We start from the raw sequence: 18,734 nt of genomic DNA on the forward strand, positions 1-18,734 counted from the left end.
GGCTAAGTAAATATTTGACGACGGCCATGCAAGTGCTTCACCATAGCCCAAAGTTTATTTCGAAGCTCGAAAATAAGGGAGTACGAGGTGGTTGCTGATAGTCAGCCAGGGCATATTGATCAGATTAAGCAGACCAACGCAGGCGCGGTATATCGCCTGATTGATCAGCTTGGTCCGGTTTCGCGTATCGATTTGTCGCGCCTGGCCCAACTGGCTCCCGCCAGTATTACCAAGATTGTTCGCGAAATGCTGGAAGCCCACCTGGTTCAGGAGACGGAGATTCAGGAGCCGGGGAGCCGGGGTCGTCCGGCGGTCGGGCTGGTGGTGGAGACGGAAGCGTGGCATTACCTGTCGCTGCGCATCAGCCGGGGCGAGATCTTTCTTGCGCTGCGCGATCTCAGCAGCAAGCTGGTGGTGGAAGACCGGCTGGAGCTGCCGCTTAACGCTGATCAACCGCTTCTTGAGGCGATTGTCACGCATATCGATCATTTCTTTATTCGTCACCAGCAGAAGCTTGAACGCTTAACGGCGATTGCCATCACCATGCCGGGCATTATTGATACCGAGAACGGCATTGTGCACCGCATGCCGTTTTATGAAGACGTCAAAGAGATGCCGCTGGGTGAGGTCCTGAAAAACCATACCGGCGTACCGGTCTACATTCAGCATGACATCAGCGCCTGGACTATGGCGGAGGCGCTGTTTGGCGCGTCACGCGGGGCGCGGGATGTCATTCAGGTGGTGATCGACCATAACGTCGGGGCGGGCGTCATCACCGACGGACGCCTGTTGCATGCGGGCAGCAGTAGCCTGGTGGAGATCGGCCACACGCAGGTCGATCCCTACGGGAAACGCTGCTACTGCGGCAACCACGGCTGCCTGGAGACCATTGCCAGCGTGGAAAGCGTGCTGGAACTGGCGCAGGTGAGGCTCAGCCAGTCCATGAGCTCCTCGTTGCACGGGCAACCCCTGACGGTAGATTCCTTGTGCACAGCGGCGCGGCAGGGCGATCTGCTGGCTAAGGACATCATTACTGGCGTAGGGAATAACGTCGGGCGCATTCTCGCCATTATGGTGAATCTGTTTAACCCGCAAAAAATCCTGATCGGCTCCCCGCTCAGCCAGGCGGCGGATATCCTCTTCCCGGCGATCTCGGCCTGCATTAGTCAGCAGGCGCTGCCCGCTTACAGCAAAAACATTGTGGTCGAAAGCACGCAATTTTCGAACCAGGGCACCATGGCCGGCGCCGCGCTGGTGAAAGATGCAATGTATAACGGCTCCTTACTGATCCGCTTGCTGCAGGGCTAACTCTTTTCCACAGACTTACTAAAAATTGCGCTATCTCAAGCCGGATAGCGCACGCTTCCCGTAGACTTCCCCCACTGAATTATTTACCTGGTTTATATTTTCGAAGCATACCCAAGAGGTGGAATGAGTCATGCTTAAGCGTTTCTTTGTTACTGGTACAGATACCTCTGTCGGCAAGACTGTTGTATCGCGCGCGTTGCTACAGGCGCTGGCAGCAAGCGGTAAACGTGTTGCAGGGTACAAACCGGTCGCAAAAGGCAGTAAAGAGACGCCAGAGGGGCTGCGCAATAAAGATGCCCTGGTTTTGCAAAGCGTCTCATCCCTGGAGCTGCCTTATGACGCGGTCAATCCTATTGCCCTGAGCGAAGAGGAGAGCAGCGTGGCGCACAGCGGGCTGATCAATTACACCCTGCTGTCGGATGGGCTGGCGAACCTGAGCGAGAAGGTTGATCACGTTGTGGTTGAAGGCACGGGCGGCTGGCGCAGCCTGATGAACGATTTGCGTCCGCTTTCCGAGTGGGTGGTGCAGGAGCAACTGCCGGTGGTGATGGTGGTGGGCATCCAGGAAGGATGTATCAACCATGCGCTGCTGACGGCGCAGGCGATCGCCAATGACGGCCTGCCGTTAGTGGGCTGGGTGGCAAACCGCATCAACCCAGGCCTTGCGCACTATGCAGAAATCATCGACGTGCTGAGCAAAAAACTGCCCGGCCCTCTGGTGGGCGAACTGCCTTATTTGCCGCGCGCCGAGCAGCGCGAACTAGCGCAGTACATCGATCTCTCTGCTCTCGGCAGTGTGCTGGCCGTAGATCGAGTCGTGGCGTAACGTTCGCGAGAGTACGGACGCAACAACGCAGGCAATCAGCAGGCCGGGTAGCAGAAAATACTGCCCGGTCATTTCACACACCATCAGCGCCGACATAATAGGCGCATGCGTCGTGGCAGCGAGCAACGTCGCCATCCCCGCCAGTCCCAGCAAAATCGCCGTTTCAGAACCCGGTAGCCACAGCGCAAAAAGCTGCGCAAACAGCATTCCTGTCGCCAGCCCGACAAACAGCGTCGGCGTGAAGACCCCGCCCGGCGCGCCCGAACCGCTGCTTGCCAGGACCGCCAGCAGCTTACAGATAAACACGCCCGCAATAACGGACAGCAGCGGCGGTGAGAGCAGAAAGGCCTGCACCACGCTATAGCCGTTGCCCCACACTTTGGGCGTAAGAAGCGACAACAGCCCGACGATCACCCCCCCGAGCGCCAACTGCCAGGGGGGTGAGAGTTTGAGACGCAGAAACAGGGCGTGGCTAACCGTCATCAGCCACATCAGCAGCGGGCCGCAGACGCCCGCCAGCAGACCGATGATAACGATCAACCCGTAATCGCCCGCAGTGAGCGTTTCGCTGAGATGCACCTCATACAGCGTGGTAGCGCCAGGGCTTAACAGACGCGTCGTCAGCAGCGCTACGACGGCCGCAATGACTACCGGGCCGAGCGAGGCGAGCATCAGCGTGCCGAACAGGATTTCCGCAATAAACAGGCTTCCGGCTAGCGGCGCGTGGTAGGCGCTGGCCATTCCCGCCGCCGCCCCGCAGGCGATCCATAATTTCCATTCGGACTTCGGCGTAAAGCGCTGCGCAAACAAGGAGGCGGCGAGGGCGGCAAGCAGGATCATCGCCCCTTCACGCCCGATGGCGCTTCCGCTGGAAACCACCAGCAGTGATGCCAGGGATTTGACCAGGCTGGCACCGTAATCGAACTGCCCATCACCCGTTTCCAGCGCTTCCATATAATCCGTTGGCGCATGCGGGCGTTGCGCTGTCAGCCGCTGCCACCCCCATAGCAACAATCCGGCTGCCAGGCCGCCAAGAGCAGGCGTGAGCATGCGACGCCAGGGGGACAACGCCGCCGCGGCATTCTCCAGGCTGCCGCTGTCGTTACTGAGAAACAGCCACTCCAGCAGATACATGCTGTGGCGAAACACGGCAACAGCCAGCGCGGCCAGTACGCCCGTGACGGTGGCAATCAGAAGCCGGCGAAACATCGCGCGGATATCGGGGTAAGTATGAAGACGTTGCATGGGTCGCGAGTAAACGGGGTCGATGCAATATTGTGGCGGGAAATGACGGGGTTAGCAAAAGGTCTGCGTGCGAAAAAAAGCCGGGCAAGCCCGGCCGGAAGAATTAACTTTCACTGTGGATATTCAGCGCCCTGCGCGTACGCCCTGAGCTGAGGTACTCCGCGATATAGTCCTGCGAAATCTCACCGTTATAGCGACCCTCTTCATCCACAATCGGCATCCAGCTGGTGTTGCTTTCATACAGGCGGGAGAGCACCACGCGCAGGTTATCTTCCGCTTTGCCGGTCATACGGAATGGATGCAGGATATCGGCACAGGTGCCGCTGGCGTTGCGCGCTTCCCGGCGTTTCACAAATCCCAGCGGTTTACCGTGCTCGTCCACCACGGTGATGGCGCGGATATCGTTATCATCCATGGTGGCAAAGGCCTCTGGAAGCGGGGTAGAGCCGCGTACCGTGATAGTAGGCTGCTGGTCGGTGACGTCGCCTGCCGACACCAGCAGCAGGCGCTTCAGGGTGCGGTCCTGACCCACAAACGAGCCGACAAACTCGTTCGCCGGCTTCGCCAGCAGCTCGTCCGGGCTGGCGCACTGGACAATCTTCCCCTGACGGAAAACGGCGATACGATCGCCCAGCTTCAGGGCTTCATCGATATCGTGGCTGACCAGCATCACCGTTTTCTTCAGCTTGCGCTGCATCTCCAGAAACTGGTTCTGGATCACTTCACGGTTGATGGGGTCCACCGCGCCGAAGGGCTCATCCATCAGCAGTACCGGCGGATCGGCCGCCAGCGCGCGGATCACGCCGATACGTTGCTGCTGGCCGCCGGACATCTCGCGCGGATAGCGGTGAAGAAACTTACGTGGATCCAGCGCCACCATATCCATCAGCTCTTCGGCACGGGTTTTACACCGGGCTTTATCCCAGCCCAGCATGCGCGGCACCACGGTAATGTTCTCTTCGATGGTCATGTTCGGGAACAGGCCAATTTGCTGAATCACGTAGCCGATGTTGCGGCGCAGCGTCACCGTATCCATCCCGCTGGTGTCTTCACCGTTAATCAGGATCGTGCCGCTGCTTGGCGTAATCAGGCGGTTGATCATCTTCAGGGTGGTGGTTTTCCCGCAGCCGGACGGGCCGAGCAGGACGCACATTTCCCCTTCGGGCACGTTCAGGTTGACGTTGTCCACGGCCTTAAAGGTCTGGCCATGCTTCTGTGAAAAATGTTTGGTGAGGTTTTCCAGTTTTATCATTATCGAATCCCCTTCGGAGTCAGTACCACCTGCAGACGGTGCAGCAGCCAGTCGAGCACAATCGCTAAAAGACAAATCATCAGCGCCCCCGCAATCAACATGCGGATATCGCTCCCGCCGATGCCGTTAAGCAGCAGCAGGCCCAGGCCGCCCGCGCCAATCACGGCGGCAATCGCCATTACGCCGATGTTCATCACCACGGCGGTGCGGATGCCGCCGAAAATCACCGGTAGCGCCATGGGAATTTCAACCCAGCGCAGCCGCTGCCAGAAGGTCATGCCGATGCCGCGTCCGGCCTCACGCAGACCCGGCGGCAGGCTGTCCAGCGCGGTATGGGTGTTGCGTACAATCGGCAGCAACGAGTAGAGAAACACCGCGGTAATGGCGGGCAGGGCGCCAATGCCCTGACCGATCAGCGAAAACAGCGGGATCATCAGGCCAAACAGGGCGATGGACGGAATGGTCAGCACGATGGTTGCGATGCCCAGCACCGGTGTCGCCAGCCATTTGTGACGGACAATTAGAATGCCGAGCGGAACGCCGATAATAATGGCCAGGCCAACCGCCAGCGCCACCAGCCACAGATGCTGCAGCGTCAGGGTTAACAGGTAATCCCAGTTATCCAGAATGTAGTGAATCGTCTCCATAGCGCCTCCTACAACAGCTTTTTGCTACGCAGGAAATCACGGGCGACCTGCTGCGGTGACTGATGATCGATATCCACCTTCTTGTTCAGCTCGGTGATAACGTCGTTGTTGAGCTGGGCGGAGAGGGTGTTAAGCGCCTCTTCCAGCCCCGGGTTCGCCTCCAGCGTGTCTTTACGCACCACCGGGGTGACGGCATAGCTCGGGAAGAAGCCTTTATCATCTTCCAGTACTTTGAGGTCGAAACCTTTCACGCGGCCGTCGGTGGTGTAGATCAGCCCGGCATCAACAAAACCGTCGCGCACCGCGTTATACACCAGGCCGGGATCCATCTGGCGGATCTGCGGACGGTCCAGCTCCATGTTGTAGGCCTTCTGCAGCGGCTTCATCCCATCGCTGCGCCCGGCAAACTCAAGATCCAGTCCCAGCAGCCAGTTTTTGTCCGGGTTGGTTTTACGGACCTGCTCAATCTTCGCCACCATCTCAGACATGGTGTTGATATGTTCCGCTTCGGCGCGTTTACGCTGCATGGCGAAGGCATAGGTGTTGTTCATATCGGCGGGTTTGAGCCAGACCAGACCGTGCTTCGCGTCCAGACGCTTAACCGTCTCGTAAGACTCCTGCGGCGACATGCGTTTGTTGATGTGGTTAAAGATGATCAACGACGTACCGGTGTACTCCCAGGTCATATCAATCTGTTTGTTGATCATCGCGTTTCGGGAGATAACGGTCGCAATATTGGTTTGCGGCTGCACCTGGAACCCTTTCTTTTGCAGGTACTGCACGGTCATGGCCGAGAGAATATGCTGCTCGGTAAAGCTCTTGGTCGCCAGAATCAGCGGGGCGGCTATTGCCTGGCTGGTGAAGAGCGCCGCGGCACACAGCGCCGTCAGGCTGGATATTAGTCTCATGAAAGCTCCTTATTATTGTTATCGAGCGAGATGGGGACTCATTACGCGACCCAGCGCAGCCAGCAGGGTATCCAGGATCAGGGCAAACAGCGCGGTGGCCGCCGCGCCCAGGATCAGCGTCGGGAAGTCGTTCAGGTAGATGCCGGGGAAAATCAGCTCGCCGTAGCTGCTGGCGCCAATCAGGAAGGCCAGCGGAGCTGTACCCACATTAATGGCGGTGGCGATGCGGATGCCCGAGAGCATCACCGGCCAGGCGTTAGGTAACTCCACCTGGCGCAGACGCTGCCATTTGGTCATCCCAATCCCGTTGGCCGCTTCCAGTAACGACGACGGCACCGAGCACAGCCCGGCGTAGGTATTGCGCACAATCGGCAGCAGCGAGGCAAGAAACAGGGCGATGATGGCTGGCGTATCGCCAATGCCAATCACCACCATCGCCAGTGCCAGAACGGCCAGCGGCGGCAGGGTGTTGCCGACGTTGAAGATTTGCATCACGTATTCGGCTACCCCACGCGCCGCCGGGCGGCTGAGCAGGATACCCGCCGGAATGCCAACCAGCAGTGCGAAGAACATCGAGGAAAATACGAGGATTAAATGCTGTTGCCCGAGGTAGATCAGGTCAACCTGACGCGCCTTGATCGTCTCCAGCCCAATGCCCCAGGTGAGGAGGGCCAGAACCAAGATAATGGCGCCGACAAACAGCAGCGAGCGTTTGAGTAATGGATGCATTGCGGTGTGTCTCCCTGTGCGCATGCGTTATCGCAACCAGAGGTTGCCTGTTGTTATGCCATGTTTCGGCAGGGGTAGTTGACCTATAGCAAGCGTTTGGGAAGGGTTCCAGCGAAGGGGAAAAATCAGTAACCCTATGAAACTAGTGACAACCTTGATTAAGCCTTATGAGGTAAGGGCTGGCTGAGTGAGGGCAGAATAGTCCTAAAGCGACTTCATGAAAGTGACGGTGTCACAACTGTCGCGACATTCTGCCCTCTGCGTTTTGACTATCGGCCGAGGGCTGCGCGAACTTTGCGCACGCGCACCGCGATGGTAATCATGGAACAAACGGATACCAGCGCCAGTATGACACCCAGCGCCAGCATCGCATTAAAGCCAATCCACCGGAACAGGAGTAACCCTGCGATACCGCCCGTAATAAACGAGAACAGGGTGGTTAAGTGGGTTTTAAGCTGGCTTTTCTGCGCCGCCGTGTCTTTGGAGTAGTCCCGGCGTAGCATCGCCACGACTACCGAGGCCAGCGATATTCCCGCGTCCGTCAGCGTGCCGGTGATGTGCGTTGATCTCACCCGGCCGCTGGAGAGCTGGGTGGAGGTGGAATTGTGGATCCCCATCAGACCACAGAGAAAGATAATAATTGTGCGGTTGCTGGTGAGGGCATGGAAATACATCTCGTAAACCGAAATACCGGTCAGTAATAACCCTTCGACAAACAGGATCTGGCAAAAAACCAGGCGGATATTATGGATAATGCCCCAGATAACAATAATGCGCGCAAGAATGGCACCCGTGACAAACGCCAGAATAATGGAGCCAAAGAAAATAATATCGTTCAGATCGGTGGAAGAGACTTCGCTGGATAATTGTGAGGTATTGCCGGTCATGTGAGAGGGGAAAAAGCCAAATGCCCCAAGGGCGATGGCGTTGAGCAAGCCGGCGGATGTCGCCAGCCAGAGGGCTAACCGGCGATCCTCCTGATGCGTTCGTTCTTTTTTGAGTTTAATCAGCAAGAATACCTCCGGGGTGAGCTTTGCCTGAAACGTCAGGCTAGCAAAGCGATACAACGGACAGTCCAGGATATGGCTTAATTATTATTCCCTCTGATGACATGCAGGGTTTTGTAATTAAATAAAATATCCTTGCTGAATATAGGGCCGTGGGGAATTCAGACCATGCCGTTATTTCCGTGTCGCAAAAATGCCGGACGCTGATTAAGACGTTCAAACCAGGCATCAATGGCAGGCACCGCGGGTTTGTCAAAAGGCGTCATCTTCCAGCGGTTCACCGACAGCCCCAGCACCACATCTGCAAGCGTAAACGTTTCGCCCCCAGTAAAGGCGCCAGTGCGCTGCAACTGCTGCTCCAGAATGCCGATGCAGTGGTTCCACTCTTTTATCCCGGCGGCAATCCGCACGGGATCGTTATAGTCCGGGTTTTTGCGCCCCAGCGCCGGGAATACATAGCGCCAGGCGTTGTTGAATTCGGTTGCCTGCCAGTCCATCCAGCGCTCGACGTTAGCGCAGGCCTGCGGGTGAGACGGCAGCAGGTCATTGCGATCGGCTTTGCGCACCAGGTAGCGGCAGATTGAATTCGATTCCCACAGCACAAAATCGCTGTCGATCAGCACCGGCACCATGGCGTTGGGGTTCAGGGCGCGGAAGGCGTCCGTTTCCGTCGAGGCAAATCCGCTGCCGTAATCTTCCTGCTGGTACGCAATTCCAGCTTCTTCGCAGGTCCAGAGGACTTTACGCACATTGATGGAGGTGGTTTTGCCAAGGATGGTGATCATGGGTCAGGTGTCCTGCACTGGAATGAATGGTTTAAAAACAATACATCAGTTTTGTGAAAGAGGTCGGGGCAAAATTAGGTGGTGAGTGCGCTGGATTGGGGGAGCGATACCGTCTTTCTGGAAGGAGCCTCGCAAACCTAAAAGTAACCCGGTGAAAATGAGGGTTAATGCTTTTATTCCGGTTACCTGGGCCGTAAAGTGACGGCGTTGCGGCACATCCGCAATCGGGTGTAGGAACCCGGATCTCACAGTGCGACTTTATTTTGTCGCAACAGTGCATATGCCGTTAAAATCACGGTGGCGCTGGCGGAGCAGTCGTCAAGACTGGCCGTTTTCTCTGTGGGCGGTATTCCTACCTCCGTCAGCGCTGCCCCCTCGAGCGTAGGAACTCATCGGGTGGTTAATTCAATTTCATACACTGAGGATGCCTTATGGCTACTATCCCAACCCTGTCTTACCTGCAATCTGACGAAAACATTATTCAGCAACTTATTACCCGACCCCTTCCGGTTGACGCCGACCTCTTTGACGTTGCGGACAACTGCGCCGCGCTGGTGACCGTGCTGGTCGAAAGCGATGATAGCGTCATTAGCTCTGCACTCTGCGAGCGCCTGCTGCAAGCGCTTCATCGACTGCGCGAACTCTGCGATGCCGATCTCCCGCCGAACCTTATTGAACAATTGATTATGGGAGAGAAAATGACCTCCTGCGTCCCAGACTGCTGGCACGACACCGCTACCCAGATAGACTATGCGCTGGCACTTACCCAAGCCGTTAAAGGGGGGACATTGCCCGCGAACGTTGCGAAAGAGCTTACGGGGCTGCTGCACGATATGATTTGGCTTCTGGCGGAGTTTGTGAAGGAGCCGCGAATTGTGTCGCACTGAGTGCGGGCAGGCTTTGTTAGCTGCTTAGAGGGTGGTGAGGGAAAGGGGCTATGATGAGCCCCTTTGAGGTTTTTGAGGGTTATGTTGTTATTGCTTTCGCGATTGGGGCTGGGAAATGGCTGCTATGAGCGAGGAGCGGACATCAAAAAAATAGATCTTGAAATAATAAACTATAGGAAAAAGATATTTACAAGGTGTACTATAACTTAATTCTGTAAATAAGTTTATCAAACAACTTGAAAGTATAGGAATAGAGTATGAGTGACTCCCCGTCAGTTATCTTTACAGCATATGCAACGGGAATATTAGCACTAATTGGATTGTGCCAAATTTTTATCCTAATAAGTCAACGAACTCAGCTCAGGCTTGATTGGGCAGAAACTTATAGAAAGCGATGGGGGGAAATAAGAATTGATTGGAGTAAAGTTATTTATTTCGGCCATTCTTCTGGTGACTATTATCAGATTGCCACAGCAGAGGTTATTTCTGAAATAGATAGGATGAAAACCGAGAGAAAAAACACAACCCGAGAAATTTGGGCTTTAGAACCGACGATACGTGTTTTTACTGAATTAAATGATATTTGTTTACGAATTATGCAAGGGCATCTTCGAATTGGTGATACTTATCCGATCCTAGGCACTGAATTTCTTAGACAAAGTGCTGCGATGAGAAATTTACTAGATTATGAATATTCATCACGTCAAGGCAATTGGGGTGATAAAGAACATGTGGATGTGCAACGTTCTATTCGCACTTGGCTTGTTTGCCATGATGGAATTAGACGAAGATGTCTGATATTAATTGATATGTTATGGGCTGAGGCAGTAAGACTCGAAGATCTCCCGCCTGACGATATTAGAAGTGCAGCGAATGCTAAAATACATACAGGAAAAGAGAGAAAAAAAAGGCTCAAGGAAGAAGTGATTCGATTGAATGGATATTTTTCCATAATCAGAGCATTGTCATTATCTTATTTCTTGCAACATTCTGAGTATAAGGTTAATAAGTATTCAAGAGGTATTGATGCCGTCCGACTTAAAGAACTAGAAGACAAGTGGGTCAAACGTTACTTAGAAGAATAATATCATTAACAGGCGGAAAACTACCAATAAGAAATGTATCTAATGCGTTTCTTATTGGCTACTTGCACTATCATATTTTATAAAAAATCCATTCAAAAATTATCTTAGTAACGTATGTTTTTGGCACAAAGCGGACAAGTTCCTCGTCGAGGTATAGACCGTCCTCCGTTCGGAGATCTACCATCAAGCATGATAAAATCGACATTGAGTGCATGCGACTTCACCCTCTAACCAGATTCACTCGGGTAAAATCAGATTCTGACAAGGCTTTTACTATTGCCCCTGATCATCCTGCACGTAAAATAATTAGACACTTATGGAAAGAGATGCATTATGGATATTGCTCTGCTTAACAGGGGCTGTAACAGAAAATGGTCAGATACGATGGTGAATCTGGAAGCCCGAAAACTGTTCGAAACAGCAAATCGGTTGTCAGCATTTTATTTGCATGATGCCCTGACGCGTATCGAATTTGTCGAGGAGATAAAACAGGTCGTAGAAAAGGAGCAAGATGGATACGATGGGTCGTCCAGGACGCAGAGTGTTAAACTTTATGTTTTCTCCAGAAATGCCAGGATTTGTAAGACAGGACTGGCGGCTGAATAAATACAACGATGATGATAGCGATGAGTATTGATATTCCACCACCCACAACGGTTTCTTTCGCAGCAAACAACATAAGTAGGATAAAAACCATCAGGCAAGATGATGTTATCCATAAAACAACCCTGAATCGATTAGCCAGATCCTGAATTGCTTCCCCCAATGTTCCACCATAGCTTTCAACGTTGTTCTTAATCTTCTGCAAGTCAGATCGCGTAAAGCCAGAACTCAACAAAGCCTCTTCAGTAACATCCATATTGTCCTCTCAGCAAATCTTAACTGGCGATGCTGCCCGCAATCATACTGATCAACATTCACGCATTCCAGCCAAAACGGTTTCTGTCTATCTGAAACGAACCACCGTTATCCGGAATCTTTGCCATTAAACTCAGCTAAGCCACAAACAACCACAATTCTCCGCTGCGCAGCCTGAAGATGCCAGCTCGTTGTGTACAGCAAAAGGTCATTAGCCGCTTAAAGAAAGGATAAAGGGGCTCCGATGAGCCCCTTTGTAGATGTCATTGCGATCAATTCGTGGTTTCTATTTTAGGCGGTTGCCAGGTGCCATCCAGAATGGCTTGTTCGCCCCAGTACGCTCGAATGTACAGTGAGAATGTACCGTCTGGTGCGGGTAACCAGTTATTGAGTTTATCCTCTGAAGGCCGGGTTTTGCTCACATACAGCGTCAGGGAGCCGTCATCATTAAATTTCAGATTTTTATTTTTTGTCCCCAGCGAGTAGCGATTCAGTTCGTTAGGGCTGAAAAGGTGTTTACTGTTATAGAGGGTTAAAGACCAGAAGCCTTTCACCGGCGGAAGCTGACCTTTCGGGAAGGTGACGGTGTAGTTATGTGCACCAGAGAGCTGGGCACCGGCAGCGTCATTATCCGTGTAGAAATATTGCGTTTCGTTCGGCTTATTATCGAACATATTCGATTTTGAAGTGCCGGTCCGGTTGTAATAATCGACCCCAAATTCAGCGTTATTTTTTGAGCGGTTCCAGCCATTACCCGCCGGTACACCGTTATGTTTCCATTTGAAAAACTCGGCGATAACCGTTTTATCCGTCTCGACTGCTGTTTCATCCATCCACTTGCGGATTTCAGGGTTTTTCTTACCCATTTCGACAAGGTGACGGTATTGGGCATACATGGCTTCTTCACCCGGCAACGGTGGAACTTTATTCAACACATTCTCAAACTGATCGAAGAATTTTTCGGGTATAACCCACTTCGTTTCACCTGCGTTGGGATCGGCTTTTTCACCGATAGACGGTAATTTCGAATAGTCGTAGGTTTTCATTTTGCCGTCAAACTGACTTAACGGATAAGTCATGACCTCTTTGATCGGTGCCTGAATCGCCGCTCTGTCTTCGGCCGTGTCATCCATCTGGATACGCGGTATCACGTTTGCCATTTCCGTTGAAGAGCGGATGATGCCGTTAATGCCTTTCGGCGTTTCGCCTTTCCAGTCAGGTCCGACTAACAAATAAAAGCCAGGTTTAGTGCCATAGGGCTTACCGACTTTACCAATTTGATCGGTTCGTGCATCATAAATGGCGTAAACCCAGAAGCGGTCGCCAAAGTCTGGCACCTGTAGCACAACCGGTTCTTTATCCAACTCAAAGAAGCCCAGACCGTAAGCCACGTCCTGATTCGGACAGGTTACGAAGGTTTCTTCAGGCTTGATGTAATCCGTCAGCATACTGAGCTGCCCCATTGGTGCAGCCGGCACCATACCGCCATTCAATGCGGGCTCGGGCGCCTTCGTAATTGTCTCGCGTCGGTTGAACTGATTGACCATCGGCCAGCCCCAGATATAAGCCTGCTGCGCTATTGCCTTCACGTAGGCTTCTGGCATCTGCACGTCTAAAGAGGGTTGATTAAGCTGATCGAAACGCGTGGGAAGCTGAATAGTGAGTGGTGCGCTCTCAGCAAAAACGTTGGCACTCAGGGCCAGGGCAGTAAAAAGTGCCAGTGTTTTTAATTTACTCATCGTAAGGTCCTTATTTGTTTGTCTGAACCAGATCGTCTGGTACCCAGGTTTGATCGTAAAAACCGTCTTCTGTGCCGTAGAGACGCAACGCCACAAGGAAATTACGATTAGGCACGGTTTTGATAAAAGCGGCATCCTCTACGCCATCCGGCTTGTTCGGGCCGAACCAGAGATCAATGGAACCGTCGCTGTTTTTCGGGATGTTGTAGTAGCCGTTTGTAGAAGGTAATAACTGGTCCGTTTCAGGCATGGTACCGTCGGTAATATTGTAGGCGGTGACCGCCCAGAACAGCGCAGCGGGTGGATTCGGTGGTAAATGCAACTTATAGGTGTTGCTTCCATCAAGGAACTTGCCGGTATTATCTTTTACCGCATAGGGATATTTTGAGCCGGCACCGGTTGTATGCATGACCATAGCTGCGGCGCTGGAATAGGCGATCTGGAAGAAAGCCGCACGTTGGTTGGCATCCAGCGTTCCGTACTGCATCCACTCTGCGGTTGCCCCCGCCCAGGAGTTCTCCCACTGGCGGTCTTTGTAGTAGAGCTGACGCTGATCGTCACGCCCCACCTGTCGGCGAGCCAGTATCATTCGCGGCGCAGTCGTAACCGCTTTGTTGAGCATTTCCTGCTGCTTCGCCGTTGGGGCGAATGGCTTTCCTTTAACAATCCCGATGCTTAACAACGCGCTACGCGTTTCCTCAGGGATCGCTGTTAACGGCTCATAATCCACGAAGGCTTTCAGCTTTTGCCAATAACTGGCATCGGTTGGATACATCATATTGACGCGTTTACCACTGGCATCCGGGAACTGCATCGGCTTCACGTCTTTCTCAACATCCCAGAGGGGATAAATGCGCGTCGTTTCGGCATTTTTAACCGCCGGGATGGGGTCAGGTTTACCGTCGCCTTTGCCCATGATGGTTCTGAAGAAGAGAAACACATTGTAAGTCGATGATTTAAAGGCGTAATAACCCTGCGGCACAGGGCCCTCATAATCAGGGGGTAATAACAGATACAGCCCACCGCGAGCCCGATCCGGACCGATGGCACCCACATCGGTAATGGTTTTCTGGAAGAAATCGGTAAACATACCGATGACGTTCGCCGGAGCTTTAATCACCAATGGGCCCGTTTCTTTCAGATCAAGGTAACTCATCGAATAGATGACATCCCCGTTTGGCGTTGGAACCACCGCCCGGCTATCCATGCGCTCTTTCCAGATAGGGAGAACGTTATAGCCTTTACCAAACGCCGCTTCAGAACCGTCACGTAGCCCAATGGTGTTCAGAAGGGGCAGGGTTTGAATGTAGGCCTGGATAGCGTCCTGATAATACAGTTCATCGCTGAGCGATTGTGCCTCGTCCTGAGCCAGCCAGTTGCCGTTATTCAGTTGTTTCATCAATGGGGAGAGCGGGGCATCGGCAGCAACAGCGTGGTGGGAAAAAGTCAATGCCAGCAAAACTGCAGAGGCTATCACATGAACCTTCATAAGCGTTTCCTGATTGAGTGAGCAGAAGAAACCAGCAGCATATGCCTTTGAAACGCTTAAGCACATCCTCGTCTGGCACTGATACATGTCAAATGCCATTTAAGAATAGTTAACTTTTCAAAAATGTAACCTTAAGAGTTGTTTAATAATAAATTTACGCAACGATCGGGTTTTCTTTTTTTCTCGAGGCAGGGTAACGTTATGCGACATTGCGGAACGGGAAGGCTGGTCTATGCTCAACAGGATTGCGTCTGCCTGAAAAATAATGAGAGTGCGGAACGTTGCTGTGTATTTAATGTATATACCACGTCGTTAAAAAGGGTAATACAGCCTGACGGTAGCAGGGTGATGGCAAAAAGAACGCGGAAGTAAAATTATCATTCGATAACAGGAAAATAGCATATGAGAAAAACGGCGTTGTTTTATTTGATAACGTTTCTTTCACCCGCAACGCAGGCCAGCGCACTCTATTTCTATGAGATTGGAACCGAAGATGCCGCGCTTGCCGGTGCGGGCCAGGCTGCACGTGCTCAGGACGCGTCCACAATCGTGACCAACCCGGCGGGCATGACGCGGCTTCCCGATCATATGTTTACAGGGGGTTTACAGGCCATGGATGGTGATATTTCCTATGACCTGGATAATGCGTCTGGTCGCAAAAGTCCAGGTAATGTGATGAATTTATTCCCCAATGCAAGCGCCTTTTATTCGCAAAAAGTCAATGACAGACTATATGCCGGTGTAGGTTTATATGGCAATTATGGTCTGGGAATTGATTTTGGTAACTGGGCCGGCGATCGCCTTATTAAAAAAAGTACAATGGTTGCAATGACATTAAGTCCGTCCCTGGCTTATAAGCTCAGCGACCGTGTTTCTGTGGGGGGATCCGTTAACGTAAATTATGGATTCCTTTCGCTAACGCGTAATGTCGACGATACCGACGTAAAAGAGAAAGATCATGACTGGGTAATGAGCTACCGTCTGGGGTTATTAATGGCGCTTACCGATCAAACGCGTGCGGGTATCACCTGGAACAGTAAAGCGGACTATGATTTTAATATTGATGCGAAAGCCCGTTTCCCGAATTTACCCAACGTGGAATATGAACTCCCGATTTCTGCGCAGGTCAGGGCGCCTCAACAAATCATGTTTAGCCTGGTGCATGATATATCCCAAACGTGGTCAATAATGGGAGATCTTGGATGGCAGGACTGGAGTCAATTTGGGAGTCCACAGATTACGGTTGCCGGACAGCAAACCTCTCACAAAAATCGTCTCAAAGACTCCTGGCATGCCGCGCTTGGGTTGCAATATCGTCCGACAGAACAGTGGCGAATCAATTCCGGGGTGGCGTTCGACAGTACGGTCTATGAGTCACAAAATGATGTTGCGCTTTCATTACCTACCGGCGATGAGTGGCGTTTTGCGACCGGTGCGCAGTATCAAATAACACCGCAAAGCAATATTGGGTTCGCCTTATCGTACTTACACATGCAGTCTTCCCGCGTCCAGTCGCCAGAATACCTAAAAGGAAGCTATGACGATCCGCACCTGTGGTTTGCGAGTGTCAATTACAGCTATCAATTTTAACGTTGCAACATCCTTGAGTGATGGGGGGCTGGGAACCCTCTGTCCGCTTTGCAGCAAAAGAGGTCAGGTGTAATACCGCCTCTTTATGTCGTTAGCGAACGCGGACTGCCGAGATAAAGCCGCTGCTGTTTCCAGTATTCGATACCGCCTAAAATACTGTCCGCCCTGATCCAGGCTCTGGCAATCAGGATGTGTAAATGCGGTGCATTCAAAGCACTAACCATCTGTGAGCTGTCGTTTAACAGTTGCACGATATACGTCACCGCATAGTCTCCTGAATCAACATATCCATCTCTTCGCTGTCTTTCCTTAAATACACTTTCGCTACCCTTAGGCCAGCGACGCCGCAGAGCGGAAAGGAGGGTATTGACGTAATTAATATTTGCCAGCACCAGGTCGGCAATGCGGTCTTCTTCACGCGCAGTGCTGCGTTCAATCAGATAGAAACCTGGGATTGCAGGGCCGTACGGGGTAAAAAAACTCGGCGGACTATTCTCGCGGTAGAGTAAATTCCAGACATCGCCAAAGGAAAACGCCTCTTCATCGTAAAACAGCGTGCCCAGGCGAATGGACTGCATTTGCATCCTTCCATGCAGATACAGCGGCAATTTATTGTTCTCAAGCTTCATGAAATACCGCCGGAATACGCTACATCCCTTTTCGCCCAGACGTCGAAACGGTTTACTTTGCCAGAGTCGCCATTGTTGCCTCCGCTCGTGGATATCAAGCAGACAGGCAAACGCGTCTATTTGCTCATCAAGTGAGAGTCTGCGTGAGCGTTTTAACCACCGCACAAAATAAAACAGAAGCGCTTTTACAGGTTTTCCTTCAGCTCGGATCAGGGCGGTGCTGTTCACTTTTCTGTTTTTTTCGTGCGATGATTTTAGATAGTTTTGTAACCATAACGCCCCGGCAATAAACCCACGGGAGTAGTAAATCTCTGCTTCGAAAGGCACCAACATATCGTCGTCTTCCAGTTGGCGTTTCAAATAACGGAGCTGTTCCTCGGCTAGTTGGCCAAGACCGATAGAGCTGGCCAGACGAGTGCCGGTAAGGTACTTTTCTTTCTTGGTAGGGGAGTAATAATCTGCCAGGGCCGTACGCCACCAGTCGCCATTCTCTTCGGTATCTTTAACCGTTTTACGAGGGGTCCCCAGCAGGGATGACAGTAATGCTAACGTGGGTCCGTGCTGAATCTTCATACCGCCGAAAGCGTATTGCCAGTAGACTCTCGGCTCGCGATTTTCATGTTCTTTGAGTCGCCAGAACTCTTCTTCAACGCTGGGGCGGTGGTCAATCCAGACTAATCGCGTCGAGCGCTTCCCATTCCAGCGATCGCGGATCCAGTGATTAATGTCGAAATGGTCGGTACCACTGTAGCCTGCGACAACCATTAAATCGGCCTGATTTGTTACCTGTTCGAGGCGTATTTTGAAGGCTTCGGGTAGCCCGTGCTCCAGGTCGGCAAGTGTTGCGCCAAGTCCTGTACAGCCGTGTTCAATTGTGCCGTGCACTTTGATGATACCCCAGTCTTCACCGTATTCCCGGTGCAGGATGTCCAGGGTTTTGGTCGCGGGGTCAATCACATGCACAGGGATCTGATGACAACCAGCCTGCTCGATACAGTCATCAAAATTAGTGGTGATACACCAGCCACGGTGCTTAATCAGGTAATCGGCAATCAGATGATGATTCGCATTTGGGGGACGTTGGGAAAAGATACGCAGCAGTTCCCGGGCGGCACCGCTACGCTCGACGCCTTCAATGGTTGAAGGTTCAAACGCTTTATCAAGAACATGCTCCAGACGTGGCAGGCTTCGCCCCATCCACTGCTCACATTGACCAAATACCGTTTTAATTTCGTCAGCCGCGTTGCTGTCAAGCAAGTGGTCAAGCAGGGCTTCCGTGAGTTCGTATCCTCCTGGGAGCCGTGAAGGGGAATCAATGGAGATCCCCGCGCCAACCATCAACACAACTTTGCCAGGACAGGGGCGTTCGGGAGTGAAACCCTTCCAGCCAAACCACCAGTCGTCCATCTCCATCGTTTTTCCTTCGTCACCGCAGAAATATTATTAATGCATTAATTTATCCGGCAATTCAAATCGCCGCCCCAAAACGCCCCACCGCAGTGCACACCCCCCAAACCCGCTCCCCAAAACAGTGAAACCCAACCCGCAGTAATCCACAACCTACTAAAAAACAAAGCAAAACCATCCTGGCACACCCCTTGCTTAATCAACCGTGAAAGGGCAGCACACCACAATTTGAACAATAGCTGGCTAGGGTTCCGGTTCACCACGGTGAATGGCTGGTCCAAGAGCTGGCGACCTCTGAGAGGTTACACGGCGGGACAAAAGCCCGGGAGACAGCAGCACCAGA

General features: G+C 52.4%; 16 protein-coding genes and 1 riboswitch. Of the genes, 5 read left to right on the forward strand and 11 right to left on the reverse strand.

Going from position 1 to position 18,734, the window contains the following annotated elements; translation table 11 throughout:
- Positions 1 to 87: 87 nt before the first annotated feature.
- Both mlc and bioD read left to right on the forward strand, forming a co-directional pair.
- Complete coding sequence (gene mlc / locus EQV24_RS01330) at positions 88 to 1,308, forward strand: sugar metabolism global transcriptional regulator Mlc (RefSeq protein ID WP_038419279.1); 1,221 nt, start codon at positions 88 to 90, stop codon at positions 1,306 to 1,308.
- A 130-nt stretch (positions 1,309 to 1,438) separates the two neighbouring features.
- Entirely contained in the window at positions 1,439 to 2,134 is a 696-nt protein-coding gene (bioD, locus tag EQV24_RS01335; protein WP_013096826.1) for a dethiobiotin synthase, read from the forward strand.
- On the opposite strand, the gene clcB is transcribed toward bioD, so the two are convergent.
- The 7 genes from clcB to EQV24_RS01370 form a co-directional block, all read right to left on the reverse strand.
- Positions 2,069 to 3,379: a voltage-gated ClC-type chloride channel ClcB gene (clcB, locus tag EQV24_RS01340; RefSeq protein WP_130626044.1), complete on the reverse strand. Its 1,311-nt coding sequence runs from the start codon at positions 3,377 to 3,379 to the stop codon at positions 2,069 to 2,071. The genes bioD and clcB overlap by 66 nt on opposite strands.
- Positions 3,380 to 3,482: 103 nt before the next feature.
- Positions 3,483 to 4,631 carry an osmoprotectant ABC transporter ATP-binding protein OsmV gene (gene osmV, locus EQV24_RS01345; RefSeq protein WP_029882806.1) on the reverse strand — a complete coding sequence of 383 codons (1,149 nt, stop codon included), beginning with the start codon at positions 4,629 to 4,631 and terminating at the stop codon, positions 3,483 to 3,485.
- Positions 4,631 to 5,278: an osmoprotectant ABC transporter permease OsmW gene (gene osmW, locus EQV24_RS01350; RefSeq protein WP_006808875.1), complete on the reverse strand. Its 648-nt coding sequence runs from the start codon at positions 5,276 to 5,278 to the stop codon at positions 4,631 to 4,633. Before osmW ends, osmV begins: the two co-directional genes overlap by 1 nt.
- Before the next feature lie 8 nt (positions 5,279 to 5,286).
- Complete coding sequence (gene osmX / locus EQV24_RS01355) at positions 5,287 to 6,186, reverse strand: osmoprotectant ABC transporter substrate-binding protein OsmX (protein WP_038980457.1); 900 nt, start codon at positions 6,184 to 6,186, stop codon at positions 5,287 to 5,289.
- 18 nt (positions 6,187 to 6,204) lie between these two features.
- Positions 6,205 to 6,915 carry an osmoprotectant ABC transporter permease OsmY gene (osmY, locus tag EQV24_RS01360; RefSeq protein ID WP_040023134.1) on the reverse strand — a complete coding sequence of 237 codons (711 nt, stop codon included), beginning with the start codon at positions 6,913 to 6,915 and terminating at the stop codon, positions 6,205 to 6,207.
- Between the two features lie 269 nt (positions 6,916 to 7,184).
- Entirely contained in the window at positions 7,185 to 7,928 is a 744-nt protein-coding gene (locus EQV24_RS01365; RefSeq protein WP_014831711.1) for a YoaK family protein, read from the reverse strand.
- Positions 7,929 to 8,083: 155 nt separating this feature from the next.
- Positions 8,084 to 8,707, reverse strand: coding sequence for a glutathione S-transferase (locus EQV24_RS01370; protein ID WP_129327792.1), 624 nt, complete (start codon positions 8,705 to 8,707; stop codon positions 8,084 to 8,086).
- Between the two features lie 431 nt (positions 8,708 to 9,138).
- On the opposite strand from EQV24_RS01370, the gene EQV24_RS01375 reads away from it, so the two are divergent.
- Together EQV24_RS01375 and EQV24_RS01380 are read left to right on the forward strand one after the other, a co-directional pair.
- Complete coding sequence (locus tag EQV24_RS01375) at positions 9,139 to 9,594, forward strand: hypothetical protein (protein WP_057072719.1); 456 nt, start codon at positions 9,139 to 9,141, stop codon at positions 9,592 to 9,594.
- Between the two features lie 257 nt (positions 9,595 to 9,851).
- Positions 9,852 to 10,679, forward strand: a complete 828-nt coding sequence (locus EQV24_RS01380; protein WP_130626045.1) for a hypothetical protein — start codon at positions 9,852 to 9,854, stop codon at positions 10,677 to 10,679.
- Between the two features lie 544 nt (positions 10,680 to 11,223).
- On the opposite strand, the gene EQV24_RS01390 is transcribed toward EQV24_RS01380, so the two are convergent.
- The 3 genes from EQV24_RS01390 to EQV24_RS01400 all read right to left on the reverse strand — a co-directional run bounded on the left by EQV24_RS01390 (position 11,224) and on the right by EQV24_RS01400 (position 14,765).
- The gene (locus tag EQV24_RS01390; protein ID WP_071843266.1) at positions 11,224 to 11,538 is read right to left on the reverse strand and encodes a hypothetical protein; all 315 of its coding nucleotides are present in this window, start codon (positions 11,536 to 11,538) and stop codon (positions 11,224 to 11,226) included.
- 271 nt (positions 11,539 to 11,809) lie between these two features.
- Positions 11,810 to 13,276 (reverse strand): DUF1254 domain-containing protein, encoded by a 1,467-nt coding sequence (locus EQV24_RS01395; protein WP_130626046.1) that lies wholly within the window; start codon positions 13,274 to 13,276, stop codon positions 11,810 to 11,812.
- A gap of 10 nt (positions 13,277 to 13,286) precedes the next feature.
- Positions 13,287 to 14,765 carry a DUF1254 domain-containing protein gene (locus tag EQV24_RS01400; RefSeq protein ID WP_130626047.1) on the reverse strand — a complete coding sequence of 493 codons (1,479 nt, stop codon included), beginning with the start codon at positions 14,763 to 14,765 and terminating at the stop codon, positions 13,287 to 13,289.
- A 402-nt stretch (positions 14,766 to 15,167) separates the two neighbouring features.
- Here EQV24_RS01400 and EQV24_RS01405 point away from each other — a divergent pair, with 402 nt between their 5' ends.
- Positions 15,168 to 16,355: an outer membrane protein transport protein gene (locus tag EQV24_RS01405; RefSeq protein WP_045902919.1), complete on the forward strand. Its 1,188-nt coding sequence runs from the start codon at positions 15,168 to 15,170 to the stop codon at positions 16,353 to 16,355.
- 83 nt (positions 16,356 to 16,438) lie between these two features.
- Here EQV24_RS01405 and EQV24_RS01410 read toward each other — a convergent pair whose 3' ends face one another.
- Entirely contained in the window at positions 16,439 to 18,397 is a 1,959-nt protein-coding gene (locus tag EQV24_RS01410) for an SIR2 family protein (protein WP_129327798.1), read from the reverse strand.
- Between the two features lie 226 nt (positions 18,398 to 18,623).
- Positions 18,624 to 18,722: riboswitch (guanidine-I (ykkC/yxkD leader) on the forward strand.
- Positions 18,723 to 18,734 lie beyond the last annotated feature (12 nt).

The organism is Enterobacter sp. A8, from assembly GCF_004296595.1.
GTDB lineage: Bacteria > Pseudomonadota > Gammaproteobacteria > Enterobacterales > Enterobacteriaceae > Enterobacter > Enterobacter cloacae.

Excerpts from the sequence above, each read along its gene's own strand:
- EQV24_RS01390 (WP_071843266.1), bottom strand. The coding sequence starts at position 11,538 with ATGGATGTTACTGAAGAGGCTTTGTTGAGTTCTGGCTTTACGCGATCT.
- bioD (WP_013096826.1), top strand. The coding sequence starts at position 1,439 with ATGCTTAAGCGTTTCTTTGTTACTGGTACAGATACCTCTGTCGGCAAG.
- osmW (WP_006808875.1), bottom strand. The coding sequence starts at position 5,278 with ATGGAGACGATTCACTACATTCTGGATAACTGGGATTACCTGTTAACC.
- osmY (WP_040023134.1), bottom strand. The coding sequence starts at position 6,915 with ATGCATCCATTACTCAAACGCTCGCTGCTGTTTGTCGGCGCCATTATC.
- osmV (WP_029882806.1), bottom strand. The coding sequence starts at position 4,631 with ATGATAAAACTGGAAAACCTCACCAAACATTTTTCACAGAAGCATGGC.
- EQV24_RS01395 (WP_130626046.1), bottom strand. The coding sequence starts at position 13,276 with ATGAGTAAATTAAAAACACTGGCACTTTTTACTGCCCTGGCCCTGAGT.
- EQV24_RS01410 (WP_129327798.1), bottom strand. The coding sequence starts at position 18,397 with ATGGAGATGGACGACTGGTGGTTTGGCTGGAAGGGTTTCACTCCCGAA.
- EQV24_RS01405 (WP_045902919.1), top strand. The coding sequence starts at position 15,168 with ATGAGAAAAACGGCGTTGTTTTATTTGATAACGTTTCTTTCACCCGCA.
- EQV24_RS01380 (WP_130626045.1), top strand. The coding sequence starts at position 9,852 with ATGAGTGACTCCCCGTCAGTTATCTTTACAGCATATGCAACGGGAATA.
- EQV24_RS01375 (WP_057072719.1), top strand. The coding sequence starts at position 9,139 with ATGGCTACTATCCCAACCCTGTCTTACCTGCAATCTGACGAAAACATT.
- clcB (WP_130626044.1), bottom strand. The coding sequence starts at position 3,379 with ATGCAACGTCTTCATACTTACCCCGATATCCGCGCGATGTTTCGCCGG.
- osmX (WP_038980457.1), bottom strand. The coding sequence starts at position 6,186 with ATGAGACTAATATCCAGCCTGACGGCGCTGTGTGCCGCGGCGCTCTTC.
- EQV24_RS01370 (WP_129327792.1), bottom strand. The coding sequence starts at position 8,707 with ATGATCACCATCCTTGGCAAAACCACCTCCATCAATGTGCGTAAAGTC.
- EQV24_RS01400 (WP_130626047.1), bottom strand. The coding sequence starts at position 14,765 with ATGAAGGTTCATGTGATAGCCTCTGCAGTTTTGCTGGCATTGACTTTT.